Origin of the sequence: Bacillus sp. CH30_1T (genome assembly GCF_008364765.1) — a bacterium.
Classification (GTDB): domain Bacteria; phylum Bacillota; class Bacilli; order Bacillales; family Bacillaceae_B; genus Rossellomorea.
On the sequence record NZ_VTUY01000005.1, the window covers coordinates 186938 to 211676 of the forward strand.

Genomic DNA, 24739 nt, shown 5'->3' on the forward strand with positions numbered 1-24739 from the left:
GACAAGGCATCTCTTCTTGACAAGTAAAGAGAAACCTTTTATTATAAAAATATGAATGAACAGTCATTCATATTCCCTTAAGGCAGGTCAAGAACTCATGAAACGAAATAAACCTAAATACAAGCAAATTATCGATGCTGCTGTTATCGTTATAGCTGAAAATGGTTACCATCAGGCACAAGTATCCAAGATTGCGAAGCAGGCTGGAGTCGCTGATGGAACGATTTATCTCTATTTTAAAAATAAAGAAGATATCCTGATTTCGTTGTTTAAAGAAAAAATGGTACTCTTTGTCGAAAAAATTGAGGAAGTTATAGCAGGAAAACAGACAGTTTCAGAGAAATTATTAGTGATGATTGAAAATCATTGTAAAATTCTGTCGGATGATCACCATCTAGCGATTGTGACACAACTGGAGCTCAGGCAATCCAATAAGGAAATTCGTTTGAAAATCAACGATGTATTAAAAGGATATCTGCAATTAGTCGATAAAATTCTGATTAGCGGAATAGAATCAGGAGAATTTTCAAGTGATCTGGATGTCCGGCTGGCTCGTCAAATGATCTTCGGGACTTTAGATGAAATGGTGACAACGTGGGTGATGAACGATCAGAAATATGATTTAGTAGCTCAAGTCCCTGCTATTCACAAACTATTACTTCATGGGTGTGGCGGCAGGAACTAAATTAGTTTAGGGGGATGAGAGATGGAAAGTTTATCATGGTCATTAGAGGGAAAGGTAGCAACGGTTCTAATCCAAAGACCTCCTGCTAATGCTTTAGCCAGTGGACTTATTAAAGAAATCGATGCAGTTCTGGATGAGCTTGAAGAAAACGCTGAAGTACGGGTGATCTTACTGAAGGGTGAGGGACGATTCTTCTCTGCTGGAGCTGACATTAAAGAATTTACAACGATTGAAACGGGTGAAGAATTCTCTAAATTGGCGAAAAAAGGCCAGGACGTTTTTGAACGGATGGAGAACTTTTCAAAGCCGATCATTGCAGCAATCCATGGCGCAGCTCTAGGCGGAGGTTTGGAACTTGCAATGGGATGTCACATCAGATTGGTCAGCGAAAATGCAAAGCTCGGTCTACCGGAGCTTCAGTTAGGACTTGTACCTGGATTTGCAGGCTCTCAGCGCTTGCCGAAATTGGTAGGCAGAGCAAAAGCGGCAGAAATGCTATTAACGAGTGAGCCAATCAGCGGAACAGAAGCTGTACAGTGGGGACTTGCCAATAAAGCATATCCTGAGGATCAGCTCTTCGATAAAGCGAAGGAAATGGCCGATAAGATAGCGAAGAAGAGCCCAGGGGCGATGAAAGCAGCCATTGAGCTGTTAAGTTATACTAAAGATGATCGTTTCTATGAAGGTGTAATGCGAGAATCGGATCTTTTCGGTGAAATTTTTGTATCCGCTGATGCCAAAGAGGGTATTTCAGCTTTTGTTGAAAAGAGAGAACCGCACTTTAAAGGCTAGAATACATTCTTGTAATATAGTAAACTCTTATTGAGGGGCAGTCTTGAATGTTCAAGCTGCCCATTCAAAGGGGCTAAATTGTCAAAATCTTTTTAAGGGAAAGAATGTTTACATTATTAGGAGGGACTTACGCATGAACATCTATGTACTTTTGAAAAGAACGTTTGATACCGAGGAGAAAATTTCGATCCAAAACGGTCAAATTGCTGAAGATGGAGCTGAATTTATCATAAATCCTTACGATGAATATGCAGTGGAAGAAGCTATTCAAGTTCGTGATGCACATGGTGGAGAAGTGACGGTTGTGACAGTTGGCGGAGAAGAAAGTGAAAAGCAATTGAGAACAGCCCTGGCAATGGGTGCAGATAAAGCAGTCCTGATCAACACAGAGGATGACCTTGATCATGGTGATCAATTCACTACAGCCAAAATCCTTGCCCACTATTTAAAAGAACAGGAAGTAGATTTAATTCTGGCAGGTAATGTTGCCATTGACGGTGGATCTGGACAAGTTGGACCACGTGTGGCTGAACAGCTTGATATCCCTTATGTAACAACCATTACGAAATTAGAAATTGATGGCGGAACGGTAACGGTTACACGTGACGTAGAAGGGGATTCAGAAGTAATTGAAACATCTCTACCTTTACTGGTAACGGCACAGCAAGGATTGAATGAACCACGATATCCATCACTTCCAGGAATCATGAAAGCGAAGAAAAAGCCTTTAGATGAAGTGGAATTGGATGATATTGATTTAGACGAAGATGAAGTAGAAGCGAAAACAAAAACAATTGAAATCTACCTTCCACCGAAGAAGGAAGCAGGTAAAGTGTTAGAAGGCGAATTGGATGCTCAAGTATCAGAGCTTGTTTCACTTCTTCGCAATGAAGCGAAAGTTATATAAGGCTAACTCATAGTAATAACTAACATTCAGGGGGTATTTAACATGGCGAGAAAAGTATTAGTACTTGGAGAAGTTAGGGACGGATCATTACGAAATGTTTCCTTTGAAGCGATTGCGGCAGGTAAAACAGTATCTGAAGGCGGAGAAGTAGTAGCCGTTTTAATCGGCAAAAGTGTAAGCGCTTTAGGTAATGAAATGATTCAATATGGTGCGGACAAAGTAGTGGTTGTGGAAGATGATAAACTGGAGCAGTATACGTCAGATGGCTATTCACAAGCCGTACTATCGGTTATCGACCAAGAAAAGCCTGAAGGAATCGTCTTCGGACATACTGCACTTGGAAAAGACTTGTCTCCTAAAGTGGCCAGTAAGCTAAGCACAGGATTGATTTCTGATGCAACCGATCTTGAAGAAGCTGGCGGGAACCTCGTTTTCACAAGACCGATTTATTCCGGGAAAGCATTTGAAAAGAAAATTGTGACGGGCGGTGTGATTTTTGCGACGATCCGTCCAAATAACATCGAGCCGTTAGCGAAAGATGAGTCACGTACAGGAGAAGTTTCTTCCCTTTCCGTTGATATTAAAGACTTACGCACAATCATTAAAGAAGTCGTACGTAAAGCAAGCGAAGGTGTGGACCTGTCTGAAGCGAAAGTCATCATCGCAGGCGGACGCGGAGTGAAAAGTGAAGATGGATTCAATCCTCTTAAAGAACTGGCGGATGTTCTTGGTGGAGCTGTAGGTGCATCACGTGGAGCATGTGATGCCGACTATTGTGACTATTCCCTGCAAATTGGTCAAACCGGTAAAGTTGTAACGCCTGACCTATATATTGCATGTGGTATTTCTGGAGCTATCCAGCATTTAGCGGGTATGTCGAATTCAAAAGTCATCGTTGCGATCAACAAAGATCCTGAAGCGAACATCTTTAACGTAGCGGATTATGGAATCGTGGGTGACCTGTTCGAAGTGGTACCGATGCTGACTGAAGAGTTTAAAAAGCTTAAAGTATCTTCTTCTTAATTCAATTAACGTTTCAAGTAGCGTCTAAAGGGTATGAGCATAGTATGTAGTGAAAATAAGGATGCAGCCGGATGGCTGCTCCTTATTTTTCTTCCCTGTATATTCCGTTATCTGAAGGGAATATTACCTACGAGCAGATTAATAGCATCACAAAAAAAACGGTGATATACTAGCGTTACATTCAAAGATTTTAGGAGGCGCATATAAATGGCAATTACACATGCAACTGATCAATCATTCTCAACTGAAACAAATTCCGGACTGGTATTAGCGGATTTCTGGGCACCTTGGTGTGGACCTTGTAAAATGATCGCTCCAGTTCTGGAAGAATTAGATGGAGAAATGGGCGACAAAGTAAAAATCGTCAAAGTTGACGTTGATGAAAACCAGGAAACAGCAGGTAAATACGGGGTTATGAGTATCCCGACTTTAGTTGTCCTTAAAGACGGCGAAGTTGTAGACAAAGTAATCGGTTTCCAACCTAAGGAAGCACTTGCTGAACTATTAAACAAACACGTATAAGATACTCATATATACACCGGGGCCTTATTTGGGAGCTCCGGTGTTTTAATGTATTAAAATATCTATCAGACAGCTGTATCCTGGTCAACCAGCCCTGATACTTTTTGCCTTTGACCAAGCCGCAAGTCTTTAAGGCAATAAAAAATCAGATAAATGTTAAACCCTTAAACCAACTTTTGATTGGAATCCATTCTTTGAAAGCCTTACAATAGGCTAAGAAGGAATTCCAGACTGAGTTGGTATTTATATGAAGAGAAACGGAAAAACATAAAAAAGTGACAAACAATAAAAAAGAACTGCCTTTTACCCCAATGAATTTCTTCAGGATACCAAAGTGATAAAAAAATTCACAGGAACAATCCGATCCTGTTTATTCTACAAACACCGTCTATAACTGGGCAAACAAGAAGGGAGAGAGACGATGAACCCTACCATTACGAATAAATTAGCTCTATTACCGGATCAACCGGGATGTTATTTGATGAAAGACAGACAAGGTACGATTATTTATGTGGGTAAAGCAAAAGTATTGAAGAATCGTGTGCGCTCTTATTTTACCGGTTCTCATGATGCCAAGACTCAACGGTTGGTAGGTGAAATTGAGGACTTCGAATACATCATGACCTCTTCTGATCTGGAAGCCCTTGTGCTTGAAATGAACCTGATCAAAAAATATGACCCTAAATATAATGTTATGTTAAAGGACGATAAAAGCTATCCGTTTATCAAGCTTACGAACGAAAGACACCCAAGACTTATTACTACCCGCAAAGTCCAAAGGGGGAAAGGCCGGTATTTTGGTCCATATCCCAACGCAGGAGCAGCTAATGAAACAAAAAAACTTCTGGATCGTTTGTATCCGTTACGAAAATGCACTACCCTTCCTGACCGGGCCTGCTTGTATTATCATTTGGGTCAATGTCTGGCTCCTTGTATTAAAGAAGTAGGCAAAGACACATATAGAGAAATGACTGACGAAATTTCCAGGTTCCTGAATGGTGGATACAAAGATATCAAGAATCAATTAACGGTGAAAATGAATGAAGCGGCAGAGAATCTTGAGTTTGAGAGAGCGAAGGAATTTCGTGATCAAATCCTTCACATTGAAGCTACAATGGAAAAGCAAAAGATGACCACGACCGATTTCACTGATCGGGATGTGTTCGGATATTCCGTTGATAAAGGCTGGATGTGTGTACAAGTATTCTTTGTGCGTCAAGGAAAGCTCATTGAAAGGGATGTGTCACTCTTCCCTCTCTACAATGAACCCGAGGACGAATTTCTGACGTTCTTAGGTCAGTTTTATTCGAAATCCAATCATTTTAAGCCAAAGGAACTTTTCTTGCCTGAGGAGATTGATGAAGAATTGGCGGCTAAGCTGATAGAGGTGAAAATCACCAAGCCTAAACGGGGAAAGAAGAAAGAGTTGGTCAAGCTTGCCGAAAAGAATGCGAAACAGGCACTAGAAGAAAAGTTCGCTCTGATTGAAAGAGATGAAGATCGGACGATTAAGGCGATAGAACGTCTTGGGGAGCATATGGGCATTTATACTCCTTTCAGGATTGAAGCATTTGATAACTCGAATATCCAGGGTTCGGACCCTGTGTCTGCGATGATCGTATTCCTTGACGGGAAGCCGGCGAAGAAAGAGTATCGTAAGTATAAGATTAAAACCGTGAAAGGCCCTGATGATTATGATTCCATGCGAGAGGTCGTACGCAGACGGTATACGAGAGTTTTAAAGGATGGTCTTCCTTTACCGGATCTTATTATTATCGATGGGGGAAAAGGGCAGATCGAAGCGGCGAGGGATGTCATTGAGAATGAATTGGGGTTGGATATCCCACTTGGCGGCCTTGCGAAAGACGATAAGCATCAGACGTCGGAACTGCTGTATGGGAATCCTTTACAAATTGTCCCTCTTGAAAAGAGAAGCCAGGAATTCTACTTGCTTCAACGGATCCAGGATGAAGTCCACCGATTTGCCATCACGTTTCACAGACAGCTCAGAGGTAAAAGCGCATTCCAGTCCACCCTTGACGACATTGACGGCATAGGACCGAAGCGGAAGAAGCAGCTTTTAAAACACTTTGGCTCCATGAAGAAGATGAAAGAAGCAACGGTGGAGGAGTTTATTGAGATAGGAATTCCGGAAGCTGTTGCTAAGGTATTAGTTGAAAAATTGAAGTAGGTAATAGTAGAAACTAGGAAGTATGTGGTTTCTTTTGATTGAGCTTATATTTAAAAGAGTGTTGTTTTTATAATGGTTTCGAAGTAACTTGTTGACTATGATAGTTGAATGTAGCGGAAGGTTCTCAACTCACGCCCCGCGGAAAGCGAGCACCAGGAGCGGAAATCAACCACTACTCGCTCCTGCAAATTAGCAACAAAATCTACGACGTAAATCAATAATAATATGATTTTATTTTATAGATGTGCATTGAATCACAAATTCTTATATGCTATAATTAACGAAAATTTATAACATTATCACTTTTTAAAGTGGTGATAGAGGTGCGAACTTCAAAAGTACAGGTAAAGAGGAGTATGAGCTCTGTTGAGATGCCTGGAAAGGGGAGATTCGCCGAAGTGGTTTTGGTCTCATGCTAATTCCGCTGGTTCTACGTTTAAGAAATGTAGGATTGTCAAGATGATTTAATCTTGGAGAGCTATCTCACAATGCCCATGAACCTATTTAGTATGTTCTGCTGTATGTTCATAAAGCAATGAGATATTATTCTCATTGCTTTTTTTATTATCCAGCGCAGGTGATGAACCTGTTCCATGAACGTTTAGGATGATTGTGATTGTACTCTTCACCATCAAAAAAATGAGTCGTAACGATGCGCTCAATGAGAAAGAGGGAGAAGTTGTGAGTATTATTGTTCAAAAATTCGGTGGGACTTCAGTAGGTTCTGTAGAAAGAATTCAAAATGTTGCGTCAAGAATCGCAGAAGAAAAAGAAAGAGGGAATGATGTTGTGGTTGTGGTATCTGCCATGGGGAAAACGACGGATACACTCGTTGGATTGGCAAGGGAAATTACATCACAACCAAGTAAGAGAGAAATGGATATGCTTCTTTCTACAGGAGAGCAAGTCACCATTTCGCTCCTTACGATGGCACTGATTCAATCTGGACACGATGCCATCTCATTCACAGGCTGGCAGGCCGGGATAGAGACGGAATCCGTTCACAGCAATGCGAGGATCACCAATATTCATACTGAGAAGATGTTGAGTCACCTTCAATCGGGAAGAGTTGTGATCGTAGCGGGATTCCAGGGCATGACAGAAGCGGGGGAAATTACAACTCTCGGTCGTGGTGGATCAGATACAACCGCCGTTGCGATTGCAGCTGCCCTGAAAGCAGAGCGATGTGATATTTATACAGATGTAGACGGGGTGTACACAACGGACCCGCGTTATATTAATGGAGCAAGGAAGTTACCGTCCATTTCTTATGATGAAATGTTGGAACTGGCTAATTTAGGGGCTGGAGTCCTGCATCCACGAGCAGTGGAATTTGCCAAGAATTATCAAATTCCGTTAGAAGTCAGATCCAGTATTGAAAAAGTTGAAGGAACCTATATTGAGGAGGAAGCAAGCATGGAGCAAAATCTGATTGTGAGAGGCGTAGCATTTGAAGGTGAAATTACGCGTGTAACTGTATTTGGACTAGGAAACGCATTAACAGGACTCTCTTCTGTGTTTACCACTTTAGCCAAAAATCATCTGAATGTAGATATTATTATTCAAAGTCAGACCGATCAGAATACGACCAATTTATCATTCTCTATTAAAGAACAAGACCTGGAGGAAACCCTTGCTGTTCTGGAACGAAACAAAGAACAATTAGGCTTCACCCATGTGGAGAATGAAAGTGAGCTTGCAAAAGTATCGATCGTTGGCTCTGGTATGATCTCAAATCCAGGTGTGGCAGCGGAAATGTTCGAAGTGTTAGCTCAAAATGACATCGTGGTGAAAATGGTCAGCACGTCTGAAATCAAAGTATCTGCAGTCGTAGACGAGAAAAATATGCAAAAAGCAGCAGGCGTCCTACATACTGCATTTAATCTGGACGTGGTGAAGATGGAAGAAATCACGTTATAATACTAAAGGAGCAGAGAGCGGGACAAGAGAAAAAGGGTTGCCCCACCAATTGAAGGGCAACCCTTTATTAGAGTATGAAAAGGATGTCGGTAAGGACTATTCTACTTTATCTTTCTCGTCCCATCTTACAATCACTTTCACTGAATGACTCCGTTTATGTAGTTCGTCGGCAGCTTCTGCCACACATCTCTTTTGTAACTGTACTTGTTCGGCCAGAAAGCCCGTTTCCAGTTTAAATGTTACATCCGACTTTAAGGCAATGCGTCGTTCCAACACCGGTCCGCTTATTTCAAAGGTCATCTCATTCTTTTTTTGTTCCAGCAGTGTAAGAGTTCCCCAGCCGGCTTCAGCGAAAAACGATATCAGTTCCTCTAATGACTGAAGGGGAAATTTCCGAGAGAGCTGTTTTCCACCCCAATATAGTATATCGGGTGTATGCTTTCCTAAAATTTCTGGAATCAATATGTCACGTAACATTTCATATCCGAAGATTGGAACGGACGGTTGATGTACTTCTTCTTTTTTCTGTTCCAAGTAAATCCCCTCTTTCTATAAAACTATTATATACATGAAAAGGGGATTTATCATCCCATACCTCGAAAAAATGACCTTGGGATATTTTGGTGATATAATTTTTATTTGATATTTATTTGAATTTTCGAACATTTAATGGGGCGATACCTCATCTTTTCTGTTATCAATAAATTAAAAATATTTTTGCGGTATTGTCGAAATTATGTATACGTTTTCTTGACGCTTCCACTCCTTGGGAGTAAAATGAACATGTCACATTATTGTTACAATATAAAATATGTATCGTCGTCTAGTCATTCTTAAAAATGTATTAGAAAACGAATTCATATTTTATCATTAAGGGGGGTAAATCATGGCTGGAAATCGAGAATTTAATTATCGCAGGCTTCATTCATTGCTAGGTGTTATTCCAGTTGGATTATTTTTAACACAACATTTAGTCGTGAACCATTTTGCCACTGGCGGGGAAGAATCATTTAACCAGGCGGCACACTTCATGGAAAGTCTACCTTTCCGTTATATCCTTGAAATTTTTATCATCTTCCTTCCATTGTATTTCCATGCAATCTACGGAATTTACATTGCATTCACTTCTAAGAACAATGCAAGTAAGTTTGGCTATTTCCGTAACTGGATGTTTTTACTTCAACGTGTGTCTGGAGTAATCACATTTATTTTTGTTACTTGGCATGTATGGGAAACAAGAGTAGCAGCAGCATTTGGGGCTGAAGTGAACTTTCAAATGATGGAAAACATCTTATCTAATCCATTTATGCTAGGATTTTATGTGCTGGGTGTTCTTTCAACGATCTTCCACTTTGCGAATGGTTTATGGTCATTCTGCGTGAGCTGGGGAATTACAGTTTCACCTCGTTCTCAATTAATTGCTACATATGTTACGATCGGAATCTTTGTAGCGTTATCGGTTGTCGGTATGCGTGCAATTTTTGCCTTCGTATAAGAAGATATAGATACGAGTCTAATAGATTAAATAAATGCTCTGAAGTATGGTAGGAAAAGGAGTGAGTCACGATGAGTAATGGCAAAATCATCGTTGTCGGTGGCGGTTTAGCCGGCCTGATGGCCACAATTAAAACAGCAGAAAAAGGAACGCAAGTAGATTTATTCTCACTGGTACCCGTTAAGCGTTCTCACTCTGTTTGTGCACAAGGTGGTATTAACGGAGCCGTTAATACCAAGGGAGAAGGAGACTCTCCTTGGGAACATTTTGATGATACAGTGTATGGTGGGGATTTCTTAGCGAACCAACCGCCTGTTAAAGCAATGACTGAAGCGGCACCGGGGATTATTCATTTACTCGATCGTATGGGAGTAATGTTTAATCGTACACCGGAAGGATTACTGGATTTCCGTCGTTTCGGTGGAACGCAGCATCATAGAACAGCTTTCGCTGGTGCTACGACTGGTCAACAATTATTGTATGCGTTGGACGAGCAGGTTCGTCGTCATGAAGTAGCAGGGCTAGTGAATAAGTTCGAAGGTTGGGAATTCCTTGGCGTTGTCGTGGATGACGAAGGAGTGGCAAGAGGAATCGTTGCTCAAAATCTTCAAACGATGGAAATTAAATCATTCGCAGCTGATGCTGTGATCATGGCAACAGGAGGACCTGGAATTATCTTCGGTAAATCCACAAACTCTGTTATCAATACAGGTTCAGCCGCATCAATCGTATATCAACAAGGTGCTTACTATGCAAATGGTGAGTTCATTCAAATTCACCCGACTGCCATTCCAGGGGATGATAAGCTTCGCCTCATGAGCGAATCAGCCCGTGGTGAAGGTGGACGAGTCTGGACATATAAAGATGGAAAGCCGTGGTACTTCCTTGAGGAGAAGTATCCTGCATACGGAAACCTTGTACCCCGTGATATCGCAACACGTGAAATCTTTGATGTGTGCGTAAACCAAAAGCTTGGTATTAACGGTGAAAACATGGTTTACCTGGATTTATCTCATAAAGATTCAAAAGAGCTTGATATTAAACTTGGCGGAATCATCGAAATCTATGAGAAGTTCATGGGAGATGACCCGCGTAAAGTACCTATGAAAATCTTCCCTGCGGTTCACTATTCAATGGGTGGACTATGGGTGGATTATGATCAAATGACCAATATCCCTGGTTTATTCGCTGCTGGTGAGTGTGATTATTCACAGCATGGAGGTAACCGTTTAGGAGCGAACTCATTACTATCCGCTATATATGGTGGTATGGTTGCAGGTCCTAATGCTATTAAATATATTGCAGGGCTTGAGAAAACAGTTGAATCCGTACCTTCTTCTTTATTCGACCGCTATGTAAAACAGGAAGAAGAGAAATGGAACAATATCATGTCCATGAATGGTACTGAGAATGCCTATGTCATTCATAAAGAACTTGGTGAGTGGATGACGGATAACGTGACCGTTGTACGTCATAACGATAAGCTGAAACAAACAGATGAAAAGATCCAGGAATTAATGGAACGTTACCAAAACATCAATATCAATGACACGGCTAAATGGAGCAATCAAGGGGCAACATTCACACGTCAATTGTGGAACATGTTACAACTGGCCCGTGTTATTACAATCGGAGCTTTAAATCGTAACGAGAGCCGTGGAGCTCACTATAAACCTGATTTCCCTGAACGTAATGATGAAGAATTCCTGAAAACAACCATGGCTAAATATAATGCTGCAACGAATTCACCTGAATTCCATTACGAGGAAGTAGATACTTCACTGATTGCACCACGGAAGCGTGACTATTCTAAGAAAAAAGGGGGAAATAAATGATGAGTGAAAACAAAAGAGTCCGTTTTATCATTACTCGTCAAGATGGCCCGGAAACAGCCCCTTTCCAAGAAGAGTTCGAGCTTGATTACCGTCCGAATATGAACGTTATTTCTGCATTGATGGAAATCCGTCGTAATCCGGTCAATGCAAAAGGGGAACAAACTACTCCGATTAACTGGGATATGAACTGTTTGGAAGAAGTGTGTGGAGCTTGTTCAATGGTGATCAACGGGAAACCAAGACAGTCTTGTACCGCTTTAGTTGATCAATTGGAACAACCGATCCGCTTGGAGCCTATGCGTACTTTCCCTGTTGTTCGTGACCTGCAGGTAGACCGCAGTCGCATGTTCGACAGCTTAAAGAAAGTAAAAGCATGGATTCCGATTGATGGAACATACGATCTTGGTCCCGGACCACGTATGCCGGAGAAAAAACGTCAGTGGGCGTATGAATTATCTAAATGTATGACATGTGGTGTTTGTTTGGAAGCATGTCCTAACGTAAACAGTAAATCGGACTTCATCGGTCCTGCTCCATTATCACAGGTCCGTTTGTTCAATGCGCATCCAACGGGTGCAATGAACCAGGATGAGCGTCTTGAATCGATCATGGGCGACGGAGGCCTTGCAAACTGTGGGAACTCTCAAAACTGTGTTCAATCATGTCCAAAGGGGATTCCTCTAACGACTTCGATTGCAGCACTGAACAGAGAGACAACTTTCCAAATGTTTAAAAACTTCTTCGGAAGCGACCATATGGTTGATTAATCTTACAAGTCAAAAATGCACTTTCCTCCGGGGGAGTGCTTTTTTTGTCTTTTAAGGTTTCTTATCTTTCAGAAAAAGACTATAATAAATAATGAATGATGATTCATTTTCTTATCCTATATTCATTCCCCAAAAGGAGGAGCCAATTTGAAACATTTTACATATATTGAAGATATAGAAACATGGCAAAAAGAATTTTCGTTTTCAATCCATATAAAGGTTCGGTTTTCCGAGACTGATATGTTTGGACATATGAACAATACAATTCCATTCACTTATTTCGAAGAAGCTAGAATCGAATTTTTTAAACACAAAGGGTTTATGCAAAATTGGGTAAAACCTGAACACGATACGATTCCTGTCGTTGCAGATTTACAATGTGATTTTGTCAAACAAGTATTCTTCGACGAACAGCTCAAGGTGTGTGTAAAGGCGAATAGTGTGGGGAATTCTTCAGTGGATTTACACTATATGGGTCTGAATGAAAAAGATGAGGTTTGCTTTACAGGTAGAGGAACCATGGTCCAAATATCAAAACAGACTGGAAAAGGTGTCCCTTGGACGGAAGAAATGAAGGCGAAGCTAGACTGCAAAAGGGCGGTTTCTTAGCTCATAGTAGTGTGTATTAAAACCGTTGCCTATTTTTCATTTAACTTCATCCTCTATGTCACTCTAAACCCTCCCTTCACATATGATATTCTGACGACCAACAATACCCATCCCCGCGGTTTAAAGCTGGCGAAGGCAAGGAGGGTTACCATAATTGAAGGACAATGATTTTACACACAAACCGTTGCTCACCAAAAGAGAAAAAGAAGTATTCGAACTGTTAGTTCAAGACAAAACAACTAAAGAAATTGCTAGTGATCTATTTATTAGCGAGAAAACAGTTCGAAATCATATTTCCAACGCCATGCAAAAGCTTGGAGTGAAGGGGCGATCTCAAGCTGTTGTAGAGCTTCTTCGCATGGGGGAACTCAAGCTTTAAAAGTAAGGGACTGATTCTAATGGCAAACAATTAACGGGTCTTCCGCGGATACCTATTAATGTTTGAATGAGAGTCAGTCTCTTTTAGTTCTGAACCATTTGCGAACTTGTCTTGAATTTTTACAAAAAAAGAGCGAAAATGCTAGTAGGGGAAGTCTAGGCTGAAAGAAAGGTCGCTTTTGTCCCATAATATAATAGAAGCTAAAAACAGGAAGGTCTTATGTGATCGATTCCCGTTTTCAATAAGGAGTACATGTCCAGTTTCTGATTTTAAAAGGAGAGTAATCATGACGAATTCTAAAGAAATCATTGGAGAATTACAAGTTGTTGCAGATATAGAGAAAGACCTGCGCTACATATCATCGATCATTAAGCAAAAAGGAAGGGAAATATTAAGTCAATACACCATCACTCCGCCGCAGTTCATCGCGCTGCAGTGGTTATTTGAATATGGTGATATGACCATTGGTGATCTTTCGAATAAAATGTACCTTGCCTGCAGTACCACAACCGATCTCGTTGATAGAATGGAAAAAAATCAGTTGGTGGAACGCGTGAAGGATGAAAATGATCGCAGGGTCGTCCGGATTCATATGCTAAAAGAGGGCGAAAGAATTATTGAAGAAGTCATCAATAAGAGGCAAAATTATTTACAGAGTGTCCTGACGGATTTCTCTGAACAAGAAGTGTTATTATTAAAGGGAAATTTAGCAAAACTTCATCAAGAAATGAAACCAGAATGAGGGAATAACGTGATTCAACCAATTGGCATCATTGATTCTGGGGTAGGGGGGCTTACCGTTGCCAGAGAAGTAATGCGTCAGTTACCGAAAGAGACCATCTACTATCTTGGTGACACAGCCCGTTGTCCTTACGGACCCAGAACAGCTCAAGAAGTGAAAATATTCACATGGGAAATGACCCAATATCTAATGCAATATGATATGAAAATGCTGATCATCGCTTGTAATACCGCCACTGCGGTTGTGCTGGATGAAATTCAAACCCATTTGGATATCCCGGTTATAGGCGTCATTCACCCTGGGGCCAGAGCGGCAATCAAGCATACTCATAATAAGAGAATCGGTGTCCTTGGAACAGTGGGGACGATTAATAGCGGTGCCTATGTAGAAGCGCTCCACTCCCTGCACGGTAGCTTAGACGTCACGTCACTGGCCTGTCCGAAATTTGTCCCTTTAGTAGAGAGTGGAGAATACAATAGCTCCATGGCGGACGAACTAGTGGAAGAGACTCTCCGCCCTATTAAAGATACGGAAATTGATACGTTGATTCTGGGGTGCACCCACTACCCGCTTTTACAGCCTAAGATAAAAGCCTACATGGGTCCTGAAATTAGTGTGATAAGCTCTGGAGATGAAACGGCACGGGAAGTAAGTACGATTCTTGATTATTACAGCCTCCTATACAGGGGAGTACAAAAGCCTGAACACCGCTTTTTCAACACAGGATCTTCGGCCATCTTTTCACGCATTGCCTCCGATTGGCTGACAGTTGGAAAAGTGAAAGCAGAAACCATTCGATTACAGGATTAGTATCTTGTGATCGGGTGGTTCTTTTATTTTCAAAAAGTTTCGGTCTATTTTGTAGAGCGGGCTCGTATATATGTTAGTACAAACTGTCTTTTAGGAGGTTTCCCAATGGCAAAAAAAGCAAAGGTTTCAATTGCTGTATCGGTTTTAGCTTCTTCTGTATATCTTTCAGGTTGTGGATTACTTAGTTTCGGTGATGATAAAGAGAAAATCGATCCTCCTCAAGACCTATCCTACTTAAAAGAAGGGGAGAAAGTGGATACGGCTAAAGGAGAAGAAGCAGAAAAAGAGGTGAACAAGGAAGAAGAAGCTAATGCTGAAACGGTCATGACAGAACTTTATTTGATCGATAAAAATGGATATGTTGTCTCACAATCACTCCCGCTTCCAGGTGAAGAAAGTGTAGCTAAACAAGCTATTGAGTATCTGGTCAAAAATGGACCGGTTGAAAATGTGCTGCCGAATGGGTTTAGAGCCGTGCTTCCGGCAGATACGCAAGTGACGGTCGATATAAAAGAAGGCACGGCCATTGCCGATTTCTCTCCGGAGTTCAATAACTACCAGCCTGAAGATGAGCAGAGAATTCTTCAGTCGGTTACATGGACGCTTACTCAATTTGATTCTGTTGAAAAAGTAGAGCTTAGAGTAAACGGATATCCACTGACTGAAATGCCTGTTAACGGAACACCGATTGATGAAAAAGGATTAACGAGGAAAGTAGGTATTAACGTGGATACTTCCGGTGTGGTGGATCCTACGAGCACAAAACCGTTAACGGTGTATTATGTGTCTCAAACCGATGATAAATCTTATTACGTACCTGTTACCAAGCGTGTGAGCTCAAATTCTGTTGATGAAGTCACGGCAGTTGTGAATGAATTGATTGATGGACCAGGGTATTCCTCTTCGCTTGCAAGTGATTTTACAGGAGCTAAACTATTAGACGATCCGAAGCTTGAAGACGGAACCGTTACTTTGAACTTTAACGAAGCGGTCTATGGAAGTCTTGAAGAAAAAATGGTTTCTGAACATATGTTAAATTCTCTGGTTCTTTCTTTGACAGAGCAAAAAGGAATTAAAGGAGTCTCTGTTTTAGTGAATGGTGAAGCAACGGTAGTGTCTAAAGACGGCGAAACCATTACAGAACCAGTGACAAGACCAGAAAATGTGAATACAATTAGTTTTTAAAATACAATTTTTTGATATACTATTATAGAAACACCCGAAAAGAGGTTGGCATAATGCCGCCTCTTCTATTTTTGATTAGACCGTTTTTACATAACTTACGAAAATACAGGAGGTAATGATATGAGAACAGATGGTAGAGAAAAGAATCAATTGCGGAATATTGAGATCGAGACAGATTATGTGAAACACCCGGAAGGTTCCGTCCTCATAACGGTTGGAGAAACGAAGGTCATTTGTAATGCCAGCATCGAAGAACGAGTGCCTCCTTTTATGAGAAACAGTGGAAAAGGGTGGATCACGGCTGAATATTCCATGTTGCCAAGAGCAACGGAAACGAGAAACATTCGTGAATCTTCTAAAGGGAAGGTTTCAGGAAGAACAATGGAAATTCAACGTCTTATTGGAAGGGCGTTAAGATCTGTAGTCGATTTGGACGCATTAGGAGAACGTACAATCTGGATTGATTGTGATGTCATTCAAGCAGACGGCGGGACAAGAACGGCTTCGATCACTGGAGCTTTCGTTGCCACGGCAATCGCAGTGGCTAAGCTCCAAGACAATAAAAAAATCTCTTCTTTTCCACTGAAAAGTTTCTTGGCAGCCACAAGTGTGGGGATTGTTGAAGAGCACGGGGCGGTTCTTGATTTGAATTATATTGAAGATAGCAGCGCATTAGTGGATATGAACATCATCATGACGGGTGAAGGTGAATTTGTAGAGCTGCAGGGAACAGGGGAAGAAGCAACCTTTACAATGGACCAATTGCATCAACTGTTAAAACTTGGACAAGAAGGAATCCACGAGCTATTCCAAATTCAGCAGCAATCATTAGGTGAAATAGTAAAAAGATTTCAATAAAGGGATGAGATTGTAGATGACAAAACGAGTGATCATAGCCACGAAAAACAGAGGAAAAGCAAAAGAATTTCAACATATGTTTGCTCCATACGGATATGAGGTACAAACATTACTAGACCTTCCTCACATTGAAGATGTTGAAGAAACCGGTGAAACGTTTGAGGAAAATGCTATACTAAAGGCTGAAACGGTTGCGCAGGAATTAGGAGAATTGGTGATTGCGGATGATTCCGGATTGGCCATAGATGCCTTGGAAGGTCGCCCGGGGGTGTATTCTGCACGTTATGCGGGCGAAGAGAAGAGTGACGAGGCGAACATAGAGAAGGTATTAAATGAACTTGAATATTTTGAAGAATCCGACCGTACCGCACGTTTTCACTGTGTTTTGGCAATTGCCGGGCCAAATAGGGAAACTAAAACCGTTACAGGAACATGCGAAGGCATGATTTTGCAAGAAAAAAGAGGAATGAATGGGTTTGGGTACGATCCGATTTTCTACGTTCCTACTCTTCGAAAATCCATGGCTGAACTAACTCAAGACGAGAAGAGTCAAATCAGCCATCGTGGGAATGCATTAAAAAAACTTAAGAACATAATCTCAGACTTTATTTAAAGGGTGAGCGGAATGAAACTATTGGTCGTAAGTGATAGTCACGGATCAAAAGAAGAACTATTGGAACTATCAGAGAAATATCAATCTACAGTAGATGCCATGGTACACTGCGGAGATTCCGAATTAAGTGCAGATGACCAGTCTTTATCCCCCTATCTGGTTGTGAGGGGAAACTGTGATATGGATGCCAGGCTACCCGAAGACCTTGTTGAAAAGGTAGAGGGCAATTCAATCATGGTGACGCACGGTCATCTTTATGGGATTAAAATGTCACTGATGAAGCTGCGTTATAAAGCTGAAGAAGTTGGAGCACAATTTGTTTTCTTTGGCCATTCTCATACACTCGGTGCAGAATTGAATAATGGCACATTGTTCTTGAATCCGGGAAGCATCCTTTTGCCAAGAGGCAGGAGAGAACGAACCTATGCATTGGTGGAAGCAAATGATCAGGAAATAAAGGTAACTTTCTTAACTCATGATCATGTAGTTCTGGACGAATTGACTCAATCCTTTCAATTGTAAATCATTGTGAGAGCCTGCCGCGGCGGGTTCTCTTCCACTATTACAGTTAGAAATAACGACCCTGAAAAAATTAAATAAAACTTTTTTTGAAAATCTGTTGACTTATTGATGCTATGTGAATATAATAAATATTGTCCTTGAAAAACAAATCACGTCCCAGTAGCTCAGCAGGATAGAGCAACGGCCTTCTAAGCCGTCGGTCGGGAGTTCGAATCTCTCCTGGGACGCCATATATCCTACATACACAAAGCTTACCTGAAAAGGGTAGGCTTTTTTTGTTATCCAAAAGATATCGTGCTAAACTAAAAGCAACTAAAAAGTATAGGCAGGTACGTTTTATGACTAAGGGAAACCATGAAGGAAAAGGGAAAATCGTACAGTTTCCAGGATTGAAGGATCGGCTGCTGGAAAAGGGTGTGCAGGCACTTGAGAAAGGAGAGGTTCATGAATCCTCTCAGTTGCTCACGCAAGCCTATGAATTAGAACCTGATAATCCCGATATTAATACTGCACTCGTGCTATCTCTTTATGAAAGCAAGCAGTATGACAAAGCAGGATACATATGTAAAGAGATGCTCCTAGAAGGGATCGGGGACTACTTCGAGGTCGTTGATATGTATTTGATGATTCTTATCCAGCTTCATCAGCACGGAGAAGTGGTCGACACGATCAACGCCCTGTTTGATGAAAAAGAAGTGCCCTTTGAAAAGGAAGAACATTTCAGGAAGCTTCTACAATTCAGTGAAAAAGTAATGAACGGAAAAGCGACAATTCCTGAAGAAGCATCAGAAGTGGATCACTCGTCTATCTTATCCGAAAAGAGCCTGGAAGAGCAGACGTTGATCGTGGCACAGTTGGTTCATCGTAACATTCAACCATTCATTGGGGAGTTGCAATCAGTTTTAAAGAATTCAGCCGCCCACCCATTTCTGCAAACGATGATCTTAAATGTTTTAAGGGAGCATGGAATGGATAAAGAAGTAGTTGTAGCGAAGTTTGGGGTGGAGGAGCAGGTGTCTCCTTCCTCTTTGGAAGATGTGTTCGAGTCTGATTTCTTTAAGATGGTCACAGACTCTTTGGATGATCTTCTGGCACAAACGAATCCTACGCTATTTCAGCACGCTCAAGAATTACTGAAAAGGCATACCTTTCTTCTCTATCCATTTACAATTGAGGAGGAACCAAAAGCAATCGCTTCGGTGTATGCTTACTACACGGCAGGGATGTTTGCCGATGCAATCCTTGAAGAAGAGTTAAAAGACCAGGTTGAAAACACACAATCTCAGTGGATTCTAACAAGACTTACGGAACTAGAGGAAATTTCCTCTCCTAATATTTAAATGCTCTCTGTTGAAAGACAGTGGCTGTATGTTATAATGTAATGGTTGTAATGTAAAAGTTTTTCATATATTTACGATGATAGTGCTAGATTCATACGGGACTATCTACTACTATGCGTAAAAATACAAGATCAATTATAGATTGTTGGAGGGAACAGTATGTCTGCAAAATGGGAAAAGCAAGAAGGAAACCAAGGAGTACTTACAATTGAAGTTGAGGCTGCAAAAGTAAACGAAGGATTGGACGCAGCATTCAAAAAAGTTGTAAAACAAGTTAACGTACCAGGATTCCGTAAAGGGAAAATGCCTCGTGGAATGTTCGAAAAACGTTTTGGTGTTGAATCACTTTACCAAGATGCATTAGATTTCATCTTACCTGAAGCGTATGCAAAAGCAATCGAAGAAACAGGAATCGATCCAATCGACCGTCCGGAAATCGATGTTGAGCAAATGGAAAAAGGCAAAGAGCTAATCTTCACTGCTAAAGTACAAGTGAAGCCAGAAGTGAAACTTGGAGAATACAAAGGTCTTGAAGTAGAAAAAATGGAAACAGAAGTAACAGCTGAAGATGTAGAAGCTGAACTTACTTCACTTCAAGAAAAACAAGCTGAACTAGCTGTAAAAGAAGAAGGAAAAGCTGAAGATGGCGATACTGTAACAATGGATTTCGAAGGATTCGTTGACGGTGAAGCATTCGAAGGCGGCCAAGCTGAAAACTATTCTCTTGAGTTAGGTTCAGGTCAATTCATCCCAGGTTTCGAAGAGCAATTAATCGGGGTGGCATCTGGAGAAGAGAAAGAAGTAGAAGTTAACTTCCCTGAAGAATATCATGCAGCTGAACTTGCTGGTAAGCCTGCTACATTCAAAGTGAAAGTTCACGAAATCAAAGCGAAAGAACTTCCGGCATTAGATGACGAGTTCGCAAAAGACGCTGACGAAGAAGTTGAAACGCTTGCTGAACTAAAAGAAAAAATCGAAAATCGTCTTCAAGAGTCTAAAAAGAACGAAGCTGAAACAGCCGTTCGTGAAACTCTTGTAAATAAAGCTTCTGACAATGCTGAAGTTGAAATTCCAGAAGTAATGGTTACAGCTGAAGTAGACCGCATGATGCAAGAATTCGAACAACGTCTACAAATGCAGGGTATGAACCTTGACCTTTACTTCCAATTCTCTGGTCAAACAGAAGAAGATCTTCGCGGTCAAATGAAAGAAGATGCTGGTAAACGCGTTCGCACAAACCTTACATTGGAAGCAATCGCTGCAGCTGAAAACCTTGAAGTAACTGACGAAGAAGCAGAAGAAGAAGTAAACAAAATGGCTGAACAATACAACATGTCTGCTGACAACATCAAACAAGCACTAGGCGGCCTTGACACACTTAAAGCTGACCTTAAAGTACGTAAAGCGGTAGAATTCCTTGTTGAAAACAGCAAAACTGTAGCATAATAAAAATAGCAAACAAGGCGCGATTTCTTCGTGCCTTGTTTTGTACAATGAACGGTCATATTACACCGTATTTTGGCTCATTCGTGTGAAACGAATGTTTCACACGCTTTTCAGCAGAGCTGAAAAGTTGCCACAGAAACAAAAAACGAATGAGCAAACGAGTTTGCTTCAGGTGTTTTTTGTTTCTGTGGCAAAATGAGCCAAAATACTATACTCTATCTAATAAGAAACTTTATCCATCAAACAAGAATAAGAACCACTATTTTTGGAAAAAGCTTATTAAACGGGGTTCCATTATTTTTCACCAGGAACATACATAATTAGATTTTTTACATTACCTGACTTCAATTGGACAAGATACTAACTAGCAATGTAAAATATTTGCTAAAATACGTGTTACATAATAAGATGATTCTTAAGAATCGTATCAATTTCTTTACGAACATATAATATGATAAAATGCAGTACATAACTTTAGGTAATGGGATGTAAGAAATCGTTCGTTTATTGAAAACAGAGCACGATTTTATGAAGTTTTAACTAAGGGGTGAAAATCATTGTTTAAATTTAATGATGAAAAAGGACAACTAAAATGTTCTTTTTGCGGAAAAACACAAGACCAAGTTCGTAAACTAGTCGCTGGACCAGGTGTGTATATTTGTGATGAATGTATCGAACTTTGCACAGAAATCGTAGAAGAAGAGCTTGGTACGGAAGAAGAAGTAGAATTTAAAGACGTTCCGAAACCTCGTGAAATTCGGGAAATCCTGGACGAATACGTAATTGGTCAGGACCAAGCAAAGAAATCTCTGGCTGTAGCCGTATACAACCACTACAAGCGTATCAACTCAAGTAGTAAAGTCGATGACGTTGAACTGTCCAAGAGTAATATTGCGATGATCGGACCGACAGGTAGCGGTAAGACATTACTTGCTCAAACACTTGCTCGTATTCTTAACGTTCCTTTCGCCATTGCTGACGCCACTTCACTAACTGAAGCCGGTTACGTAGGGGAAGACGTAGAGAATATACTATTGAAATTAATCCAGGCAGCTGATTACGATGTAGAAAAAGCTGAAAAAGGAATCATCTACATCGATGAAATCGATAAAGTAGCACGTAAATCTGAAAATCCATCGATCACTAGAGACGTTTCAGGTGAAGGTGTTCAGCAGGCACTTCTGAAAATTCTTGAAGGTACGGTAGCAAGCGTTCCTCCACAAGGTGGTCGTAAGCATCCTCATCAGGAATTCATCCAAATCGATACGTCCAATGTACTATTCATTTGTGGTGGAGCATTTGATGGAATCGAACAAATCATTAAACGCCGTTTAGGTCAAAAGGTGATTGGTTTCGGTTCTGACCCTAAAAACGCAGAAGTAAAAGAAGACAAATCCCTTCTTTCCAAAGTTGTGCCTGAAGATCTATTGAAGTTTGGATTAATTCCAGAATTCATCGGTCGTCTACCTGTGATTTCAAGCCTTGAGCCTCTTGATGAAGAAGCGCTTGTTGAAATCCTGACAAAACCAAAAAATGCATTAGTAAAACAATATCAAAAAATGCTTGAATTAGATGATGTGGAGCTTGAGTTCACTGAAGATGCTCTGCTTGAAATCTCTAAAAAAGCAATTGAGCGTAAAACAGGTGCCCGCGGACTACGTTCTATCATCGAAACCATGATGCTGGATGTGATGTTCGATCTTCCATCCCGTGATGATATTAAAAAATGTATCATTACAAAAGAAACAATCCTTGAAGATGCAGTTCCGCATCTAATGCTCGAAGACGGGACGATGATTGATCCTAACGAAGAAAAGACATCAGCTTAATAGCTTAAAGTAAAGCCAAGAATGATTTTTCATTCTTGGCTTTTTTTTAGGTTTAAGATTAAAAAACAATGCTCGATTCGCAAAGCTTGTTGTTATTAACATAATCTCTGCCAAGGCTCTGTCAATTAGTGTGTGCTGGATGGTGAGTGGGTTTTAGTGAAAGAGCCTAAAGTTGTGAAAGAAAAACTAACTACCGGAAAAAAATTCTGCTTCCTTAAAAATATCAACCTCACTCACCTTTTAAAGTTGTTTGCTAAAGGTTTGTTATTATTAAATATTTCCTTAAAAGAGACATTCTCAGAAAGTTGATTGGAACGGAGGGTGCTCGACTCCTGCGGGAATAGCGAGAAAGTTGAGACCCCACAGGGCAAAGCCCGAGGAGGCTCAACTCACGCCCCGCGGAAAGCGAGCACCTGGAGTGGAAATCAACCATTACATGCTTAGTAGCAATTAAAAATAACTCCATATTTCTTTATTTTACTCATTTTAGAACCAGAATTTTTTTGTTTATTCCCACAGGGTCAAGGAGATACTAACCGATAACAACTTGTATCTACTTGGAGGGAGACGAATGAGCTTTACTAGCATCGCTTTGTTTATCCAATTATTCTTCGGAATCATCATTGGATTGTATTTCTGGAACCTATTGAAAAATCAGCGAACGCAAAAAGTTTCCATTGATCGTGAGTCAAAAAAAGAAATGGAAGAGTTACGGAAGATGAGATCCATTTCATTAACTGAACCTCTTGCAGAAAAAGTAAGACCATCAAGCTTTGAAGATATTGTTGGCCAAGAAGATGGAATTAAAGCCTTGAAAGCAGCACTATGCAGTCCGAACCCTCAGCATGTGATCATCTATGGTCCGCCTGGAGTTGGGAAAACCGCAGCTGCCCGGCTGGTCCTGGAAGAAGCCAAGAAGAATATAAAATCTCCTTTTAAACCTGCCGCTGTTTTTGTTGAACTGGATGCCACAACCGCACGTTTCGATGAACGGGGAATTGCCGATCCATTAATTGGGTCTGTCCATGATCCTATATATCAAGGAGCTGGAGCTATGGGACAAGCGGGGATTCCCCAGCCGAAGCAAGGGGCTGTAACAAATGCCCATGGAGGAGTATTGTTCATTGATGAAATAGGAGAATTGCATCCTATACAAATGAATAAGTTATTAAAAGTACTGGAAGATCGCAGAGTGTTTCTTGAAAGTGCCTACTATAATGAAGAAAATCATCAAATCCCTACCCACATACATGATATTTTCAAAAATGGCCTTCCGGCTGATTTTCGTTTAATCGGTGCGACCACCCGTACGCCAAGTGAAATTCCGCCGGCCATTCGCTCGAGATGTATGGAAGTTTTCTTTAGAGAGCTTGAGCATGATGAAGTGAAAAAAGTAGCTGCCAGAGCCGTTGAAAAAGTAGAGATGACAATTAGTGACAAGGGTCTTGAAACGCTTGCCTCCTACGCCCGTAATGGACGTGAAGCGGTGAATATGGTCCAGATTGCGGCTGGAGTGGCCATTACAGAAAACAGGAAAGAAATCTTTGATCATGAATTAGAGTGGATCATCCAATCCAGTCAGCTTTCCCCGCGCTATCAGAAAAAAATCAATGAACAAGCAACGATTGGTCTAGTAAATGGGTTAGCCGTAACCGGCCCTAATACGGGTTCATTACTCGAGATTGAAGTAACGGTGATCCCGGCCTCGGATAAAGGACTGATCAATGTGACGGGAATTGTGGAAGAAGAAAGCATTGGTGATCGTAGTAAATCAGTCCGAAGAAAAAGCATGGCGAAAGGCTCCATTGAAAATGTAATTACGGTGCTTCGTTCCATGGGAGTACCTGCTGATCAATATGATATTCATGTGAACTTTCCTGGTGGAGTCCCTGTAGACGGACCTTCTGCCGGAATCGCTATGGCACTTGGGATCTACTCTGCCATTTACCGTATCCCAGTGAAACATACCATTGCCGTTACCGGTGAAATCAGTATCCACGGTCTCGTGAAACCAGTCGGGGGCGTGACCGCGAAAGTGAAGGGCGCAAAATTGGCAGGTGCCACTATAGCAATCATCCCTTATGATAACCAGCAAGCAATGTTAAGTGAAATTGAGGGAATTGAAGTGATCCCGGTGAAACAGCTCAAAGAAGTATTGGATCTTGCTCTTATGAAGGAAACGCCACTGCAAACTGATCTTATAACAGAACAAAATAAGAAAAGTGTATAGACTGTTGACCGATTCGGGTCTATCCGAATCGGTTTGTTT

The 24739-nt window shown here is 41.0% G+C and carries 24 protein-coding genes, 1 tRNA gene and 1 riboswitch; of the genes, 23 read left to right on the forward strand and 2 right to left on the reverse strand.

Annotated elements, in window-relative coordinates:
* Positions 1–97 precede the first annotated feature (97 nt).
* From F0342_RS12410 to uvrC, 6 genes are all read left to right on the forward strand, one after another.
* A complete protein-coding gene (locus tag F0342_RS12410; protein WP_149156246.1) occupies positions 98–685 on the forward strand; it encodes a fatty acid metabolism transcriptional regulator FadR in 588 nt (195 codons plus the stop codon).
* Positions 686–706: 21 nt separating this feature from the next.
* A complete protein-coding gene (locus F0342_RS12415) occupies positions 707–1477 on the forward strand; it encodes an enoyl-CoA hydratase (protein ID WP_149156247.1) in 771 nt (256 codons plus the stop codon).
* Positions 1478–1610: 133 nt separating this feature from the next.
* A complete protein-coding gene (locus tag F0342_RS12420; RefSeq protein ID WP_149156248.1) occupies positions 1611–2384 on the forward strand; it encodes an electron transfer flavoprotein subunit beta/FixA family protein in 774 nt (257 codons plus the stop codon).
* A gap of 42 nt (positions 2385–2426) precedes the next feature.
* On the forward strand, positions 2427–3407 hold the full coding sequence (locus F0342_RS12425; protein ID WP_149156249.1) for an electron transfer flavoprotein subunit alpha/FixB family protein: 981 nt from the start codon (positions 2427–2429) through the stop codon (positions 3405–3407).
* A 207-nt stretch (positions 3408–3614) separates the two neighbouring features.
* Entirely contained in the window at positions 3615–3929 is a 315-nt protein-coding gene (trxA, locus tag F0342_RS12430; protein WP_148969866.1) for a thioredoxin, read from the forward strand.
* 421 nt (positions 3930–4350) lie between these two features.
* Positions 4351–6120 carry an excinuclease ABC subunit UvrC gene (uvrC, locus tag F0342_RS12435; RefSeq protein ID WP_149156250.1) on the forward strand — a complete coding sequence of 590 codons (1770 nt, stop codon included), beginning with the start codon at positions 4351–4353 and terminating at the stop codon, positions 6118–6120.
* A 310-nt stretch (positions 6121–6430) separates the two neighbouring features.
* Positions 6431–6609, forward strand: a riboswitch (Lysine riboswitch).
* Between the two features lie 11 nt (positions 6610–6620).
* Here uvrC and F0342_RS25420 read toward each other — a convergent pair.
* Positions 6621–6752, reverse strand: coding sequence for a hypothetical protein (locus tag F0342_RS25420; protein ID WP_262481724.1), 132 nt, complete (start codon positions 6750–6752; stop codon positions 6621–6623).
* A gap of 49 nt (positions 6753–6801) precedes the next feature.
* On the opposite strand from F0342_RS25420, the gene F0342_RS12440 reads away from it, so the two are divergent.
* Positions 6802–8040 carry an aspartate kinase gene (locus tag F0342_RS12440; protein ID WP_149156413.1) on the forward strand — a complete coding sequence of 413 codons (1239 nt, stop codon included), beginning with the start codon at positions 6802–6804 and terminating at the stop codon, positions 8038–8040.
* A gap of 96 nt (positions 8041–8136) precedes the next feature.
* On the opposite strand, the gene F0342_RS12445 is transcribed toward F0342_RS12440, so the two are convergent.
* Positions 8137–8574, reverse strand: coding sequence for a YslB family protein (locus F0342_RS12445; protein WP_262481725.1), 438 nt, complete (start codon positions 8572–8574; stop codon positions 8137–8139).
* Positions 8575–8926: 352 nt separating this feature from the next.
* Here F0342_RS12445 and F0342_RS12450 point away from each other — a divergent pair, with 352 nt between their 5' ends.
* The 16 genes from F0342_RS12450 to lonB all read left to right on the forward strand — a co-directional run bounded on the left by F0342_RS12450 (position 8927) and on the right by lonB (position 24700).
* Positions 8927–9535 (forward strand): succinate dehydrogenase cytochrome b558 subunit, encoded by a 609-nt coding sequence (locus tag F0342_RS12450; protein ID WP_148969863.1) that lies wholly within the window; start codon positions 8927–8929, stop codon positions 9533–9535.
* A 71-nt stretch (positions 9536–9606) separates the two neighbouring features.
* A complete protein-coding gene (gene sdhA, locus F0342_RS12455; RefSeq protein ID WP_149156251.1) occupies positions 9607–11370 on the forward strand; it encodes a succinate dehydrogenase flavoprotein subunit in 1764 nt (587 codons plus the stop codon).
* A complete protein-coding gene (gene sdhB, locus F0342_RS12460) occupies positions 11370–12137 on the forward strand; it encodes a succinate dehydrogenase iron-sulfur subunit (protein ID WP_149156252.1) in 768 nt (255 codons plus the stop codon). Before sdhA ends, sdhB begins: the two co-directional genes overlap by 1 nt.
* Before the next feature lie 147 nt (positions 12138–12284).
* On the forward strand, positions 12285–12746 hold the full coding sequence (locus F0342_RS12465; RefSeq protein WP_149156253.1) for an acyl-CoA thioesterase: 462 nt from the start codon (positions 12285–12287) through the stop codon (positions 12744–12746).
* Positions 12747–12900: 154 nt separating this feature from the next.
* Complete coding sequence (locus F0342_RS12470) at positions 12901–13125, forward strand: helix-turn-helix domain-containing protein (RefSeq protein WP_032087424.1); 225 nt, start codon at positions 12901–12903, stop codon at positions 13123–13125.
* A 286-nt stretch (positions 13126–13411) separates the two neighbouring features.
* Positions 13412–13867 carry a MarR family winged helix-turn-helix transcriptional regulator gene (locus F0342_RS12475; protein ID WP_149156254.1) on the forward strand — a complete coding sequence of 152 codons (456 nt, stop codon included), beginning with the start codon at positions 13412–13414 and terminating at the stop codon, positions 13865–13867.
* Positions 13868–13876: 9 nt separating this feature from the next.
* Positions 13877–14677, forward strand: coding sequence for a glutamate racemase (gene racE, locus F0342_RS12480; RefSeq protein ID WP_149156255.1), 801 nt, complete (start codon positions 13877–13879; stop codon positions 14675–14677).
* Between the two features lie 105 nt (positions 14678–14782).
* Entirely contained in the window at positions 14783–15862 is a 1080-nt protein-coding gene (locus F0342_RS12485) for a GerMN domain-containing protein (RefSeq protein ID WP_149156256.1), read from the forward strand.
* A gap of 120 nt (positions 15863–15982) precedes the next feature.
* On the forward strand, positions 15983–16720 hold the full coding sequence (rph, locus tag F0342_RS12490) for a ribonuclease PH (protein ID WP_149156257.1): 738 nt from the start codon (positions 15983–15985) through the stop codon (positions 16718–16720).
* Between the two features lie 16 nt (positions 16721–16736).
* Positions 16737–17333 (forward strand): XTP/dITP diphosphatase, encoded by a 597-nt coding sequence (locus F0342_RS12495; RefSeq protein ID WP_149156258.1) that lies wholly within the window; start codon positions 16737–16739, stop codon positions 17331–17333.
* 12 nt (positions 17334–17345) lie between these two features.
* Positions 17346–17855 (forward strand): metallophosphoesterase, encoded by a 510-nt coding sequence (locus F0342_RS12500; RefSeq protein WP_149156259.1) that lies wholly within the window; start codon positions 17346–17348, stop codon positions 17853–17855.
* 153 nt (positions 17856–18008) lie between these two features.
* Positions 18009–18085: transfer RNA gene (locus F0342_RS12505), tRNA-Arg, on the forward strand.
* A gap of 108 nt (positions 18086–18193) precedes the next feature.
* The gene (locus F0342_RS12510) at positions 18194–19195 is read left to right on the forward strand and encodes a tetratricopeptide repeat protein (RefSeq protein WP_149156260.1); all 1002 of its coding nucleotides are present in this window, start codon (positions 18194–18196) and stop codon (positions 19193–19195) included.
* 159 nt (positions 19196–19354) lie between these two features.
* Entirely contained in the window at positions 19355–20641 is a 1287-nt protein-coding gene (tig, locus tag F0342_RS12515) for a trigger factor (RefSeq protein ID WP_149156261.1), read from the forward strand.
* Positions 20642–21198: 557 nt separating this feature from the next.
* A complete protein-coding gene (gene clpX / locus F0342_RS12520; protein WP_149156262.1) occupies positions 21199–22470 on the forward strand; it encodes an ATP-dependent protease ATP-binding subunit ClpX in 1272 nt (423 codons plus the stop codon).
* A 571-nt stretch (positions 22471–23041) separates the two neighbouring features.
* Positions 23042–24700: an ATP-dependent protease LonB gene (gene lonB, locus F0342_RS12525; RefSeq protein ID WP_149156263.1), complete on the forward strand. Its 1659-nt coding sequence runs from the start codon at positions 23042–23044 to the stop codon at positions 24698–24700.
* The last annotated feature ends 39 nt before the right edge of the window (positions 24701–24739 follow it).

Bases quoted from the DNA above. Each gene is read 5' to 3' on its own strand.
- rph (WP_149156257.1), top strand. From the start codon at position 15,983: ATGAGAACAGATGGTAGAGAAAAGAATCAATTGCGGAATATTGAGATC.
- F0342_RS12415 (WP_149156247.1), top strand. From the start codon at position 707: ATGGAAAGTTTATCATGGTCATTAGAGGGAAAGGTAGCAACGGTTCTA.
- F0342_RS12510 (WP_149156260.1), top strand. From the start codon at position 18,194: ATGACTAAGGGAAACCATGAAGGAAAAGGGAAAATCGTACAGTTTCCA.
- F0342_RS12500 (WP_149156259.1), top strand. From the start codon at position 17,346: ATGAAACTATTGGTCGTAAGTGATAGTCACGGATCAAAAGAAGAACTA.
- F0342_RS12450 (WP_148969863.1), top strand. From the start codon at position 8,927: ATGGCTGGAAATCGAGAATTTAATTATCGCAGGCTTCATTCATTGCTA.
- sdhB (WP_149156252.1), top strand. From the start codon at position 11,370: ATGAGTGAAAACAAAAGAGTCCGTTTTATCATTACTCGTCAAGATGGC.
- F0342_RS12495 (WP_149156258.1), top strand. From the start codon at position 16,737: ATGACAAAACGAGTGATCATAGCCACGAAAAACAGAGGAAAAGCAAAA.
- lonB (WP_149156263.1), top strand. From the start codon at position 23,042: ATGAGCTTTACTAGCATCGCTTTGTTTATCCAATTATTCTTCGGAATC.
- F0342_RS12425 (WP_149156249.1), top strand. From the start codon at position 2,427: ATGGCGAGAAAAGTATTAGTACTTGGAGAAGTTAGGGACGGATCATTA.
- F0342_RS12420 (WP_149156248.1), top strand. From the start codon at position 1,611: ATGAACATCTATGTACTTTTGAAAAGAACGTTTGATACCGAGGAGAAA.
- F0342_RS25420 (WP_262481724.1), bottom strand. From the start codon at position 6,752: ATGGTGAAGAGTACAATCACAATCATCCTAAACGTTCATGGAACAGGT.
- F0342_RS12475 (WP_149156254.1), top strand. From the start codon at position 13,412: ATGACGAATTCTAAAGAAATCATTGGAGAATTACAAGTTGTTGCAGAT.
- tig (WP_149156261.1), top strand. From the start codon at position 19,355: ATGTCTGCAAAATGGGAAAAGCAAGAAGGAAACCAAGGAGTACTTACA.
- sdhA (WP_149156251.1), top strand. From the start codon at position 9,607: ATGAGTAATGGCAAAATCATCGTTGTCGGTGGCGGTTTAGCCGGCCTG.
- uvrC (WP_149156250.1), top strand. From the start codon at position 4,351: ATGAACCCTACCATTACGAATAAATTAGCTCTATTACCGGATCAACCG.
- F0342_RS12485 (WP_149156256.1), top strand. From the start codon at position 14,783: ATGGCAAAAAAAGCAAAGGTTTCAATTGCTGTATCGGTTTTAGCTTCT.
- trxA (WP_148969866.1), top strand. From the start codon at position 3,615: ATGGCAATTACACATGCAACTGATCAATCATTCTCAACTGAAACAAAT.
- F0342_RS12410 (WP_149156246.1), top strand. From the start codon at position 98: ATGAAACGAAATAAACCTAAATACAAGCAAATTATCGATGCTGCTGTT.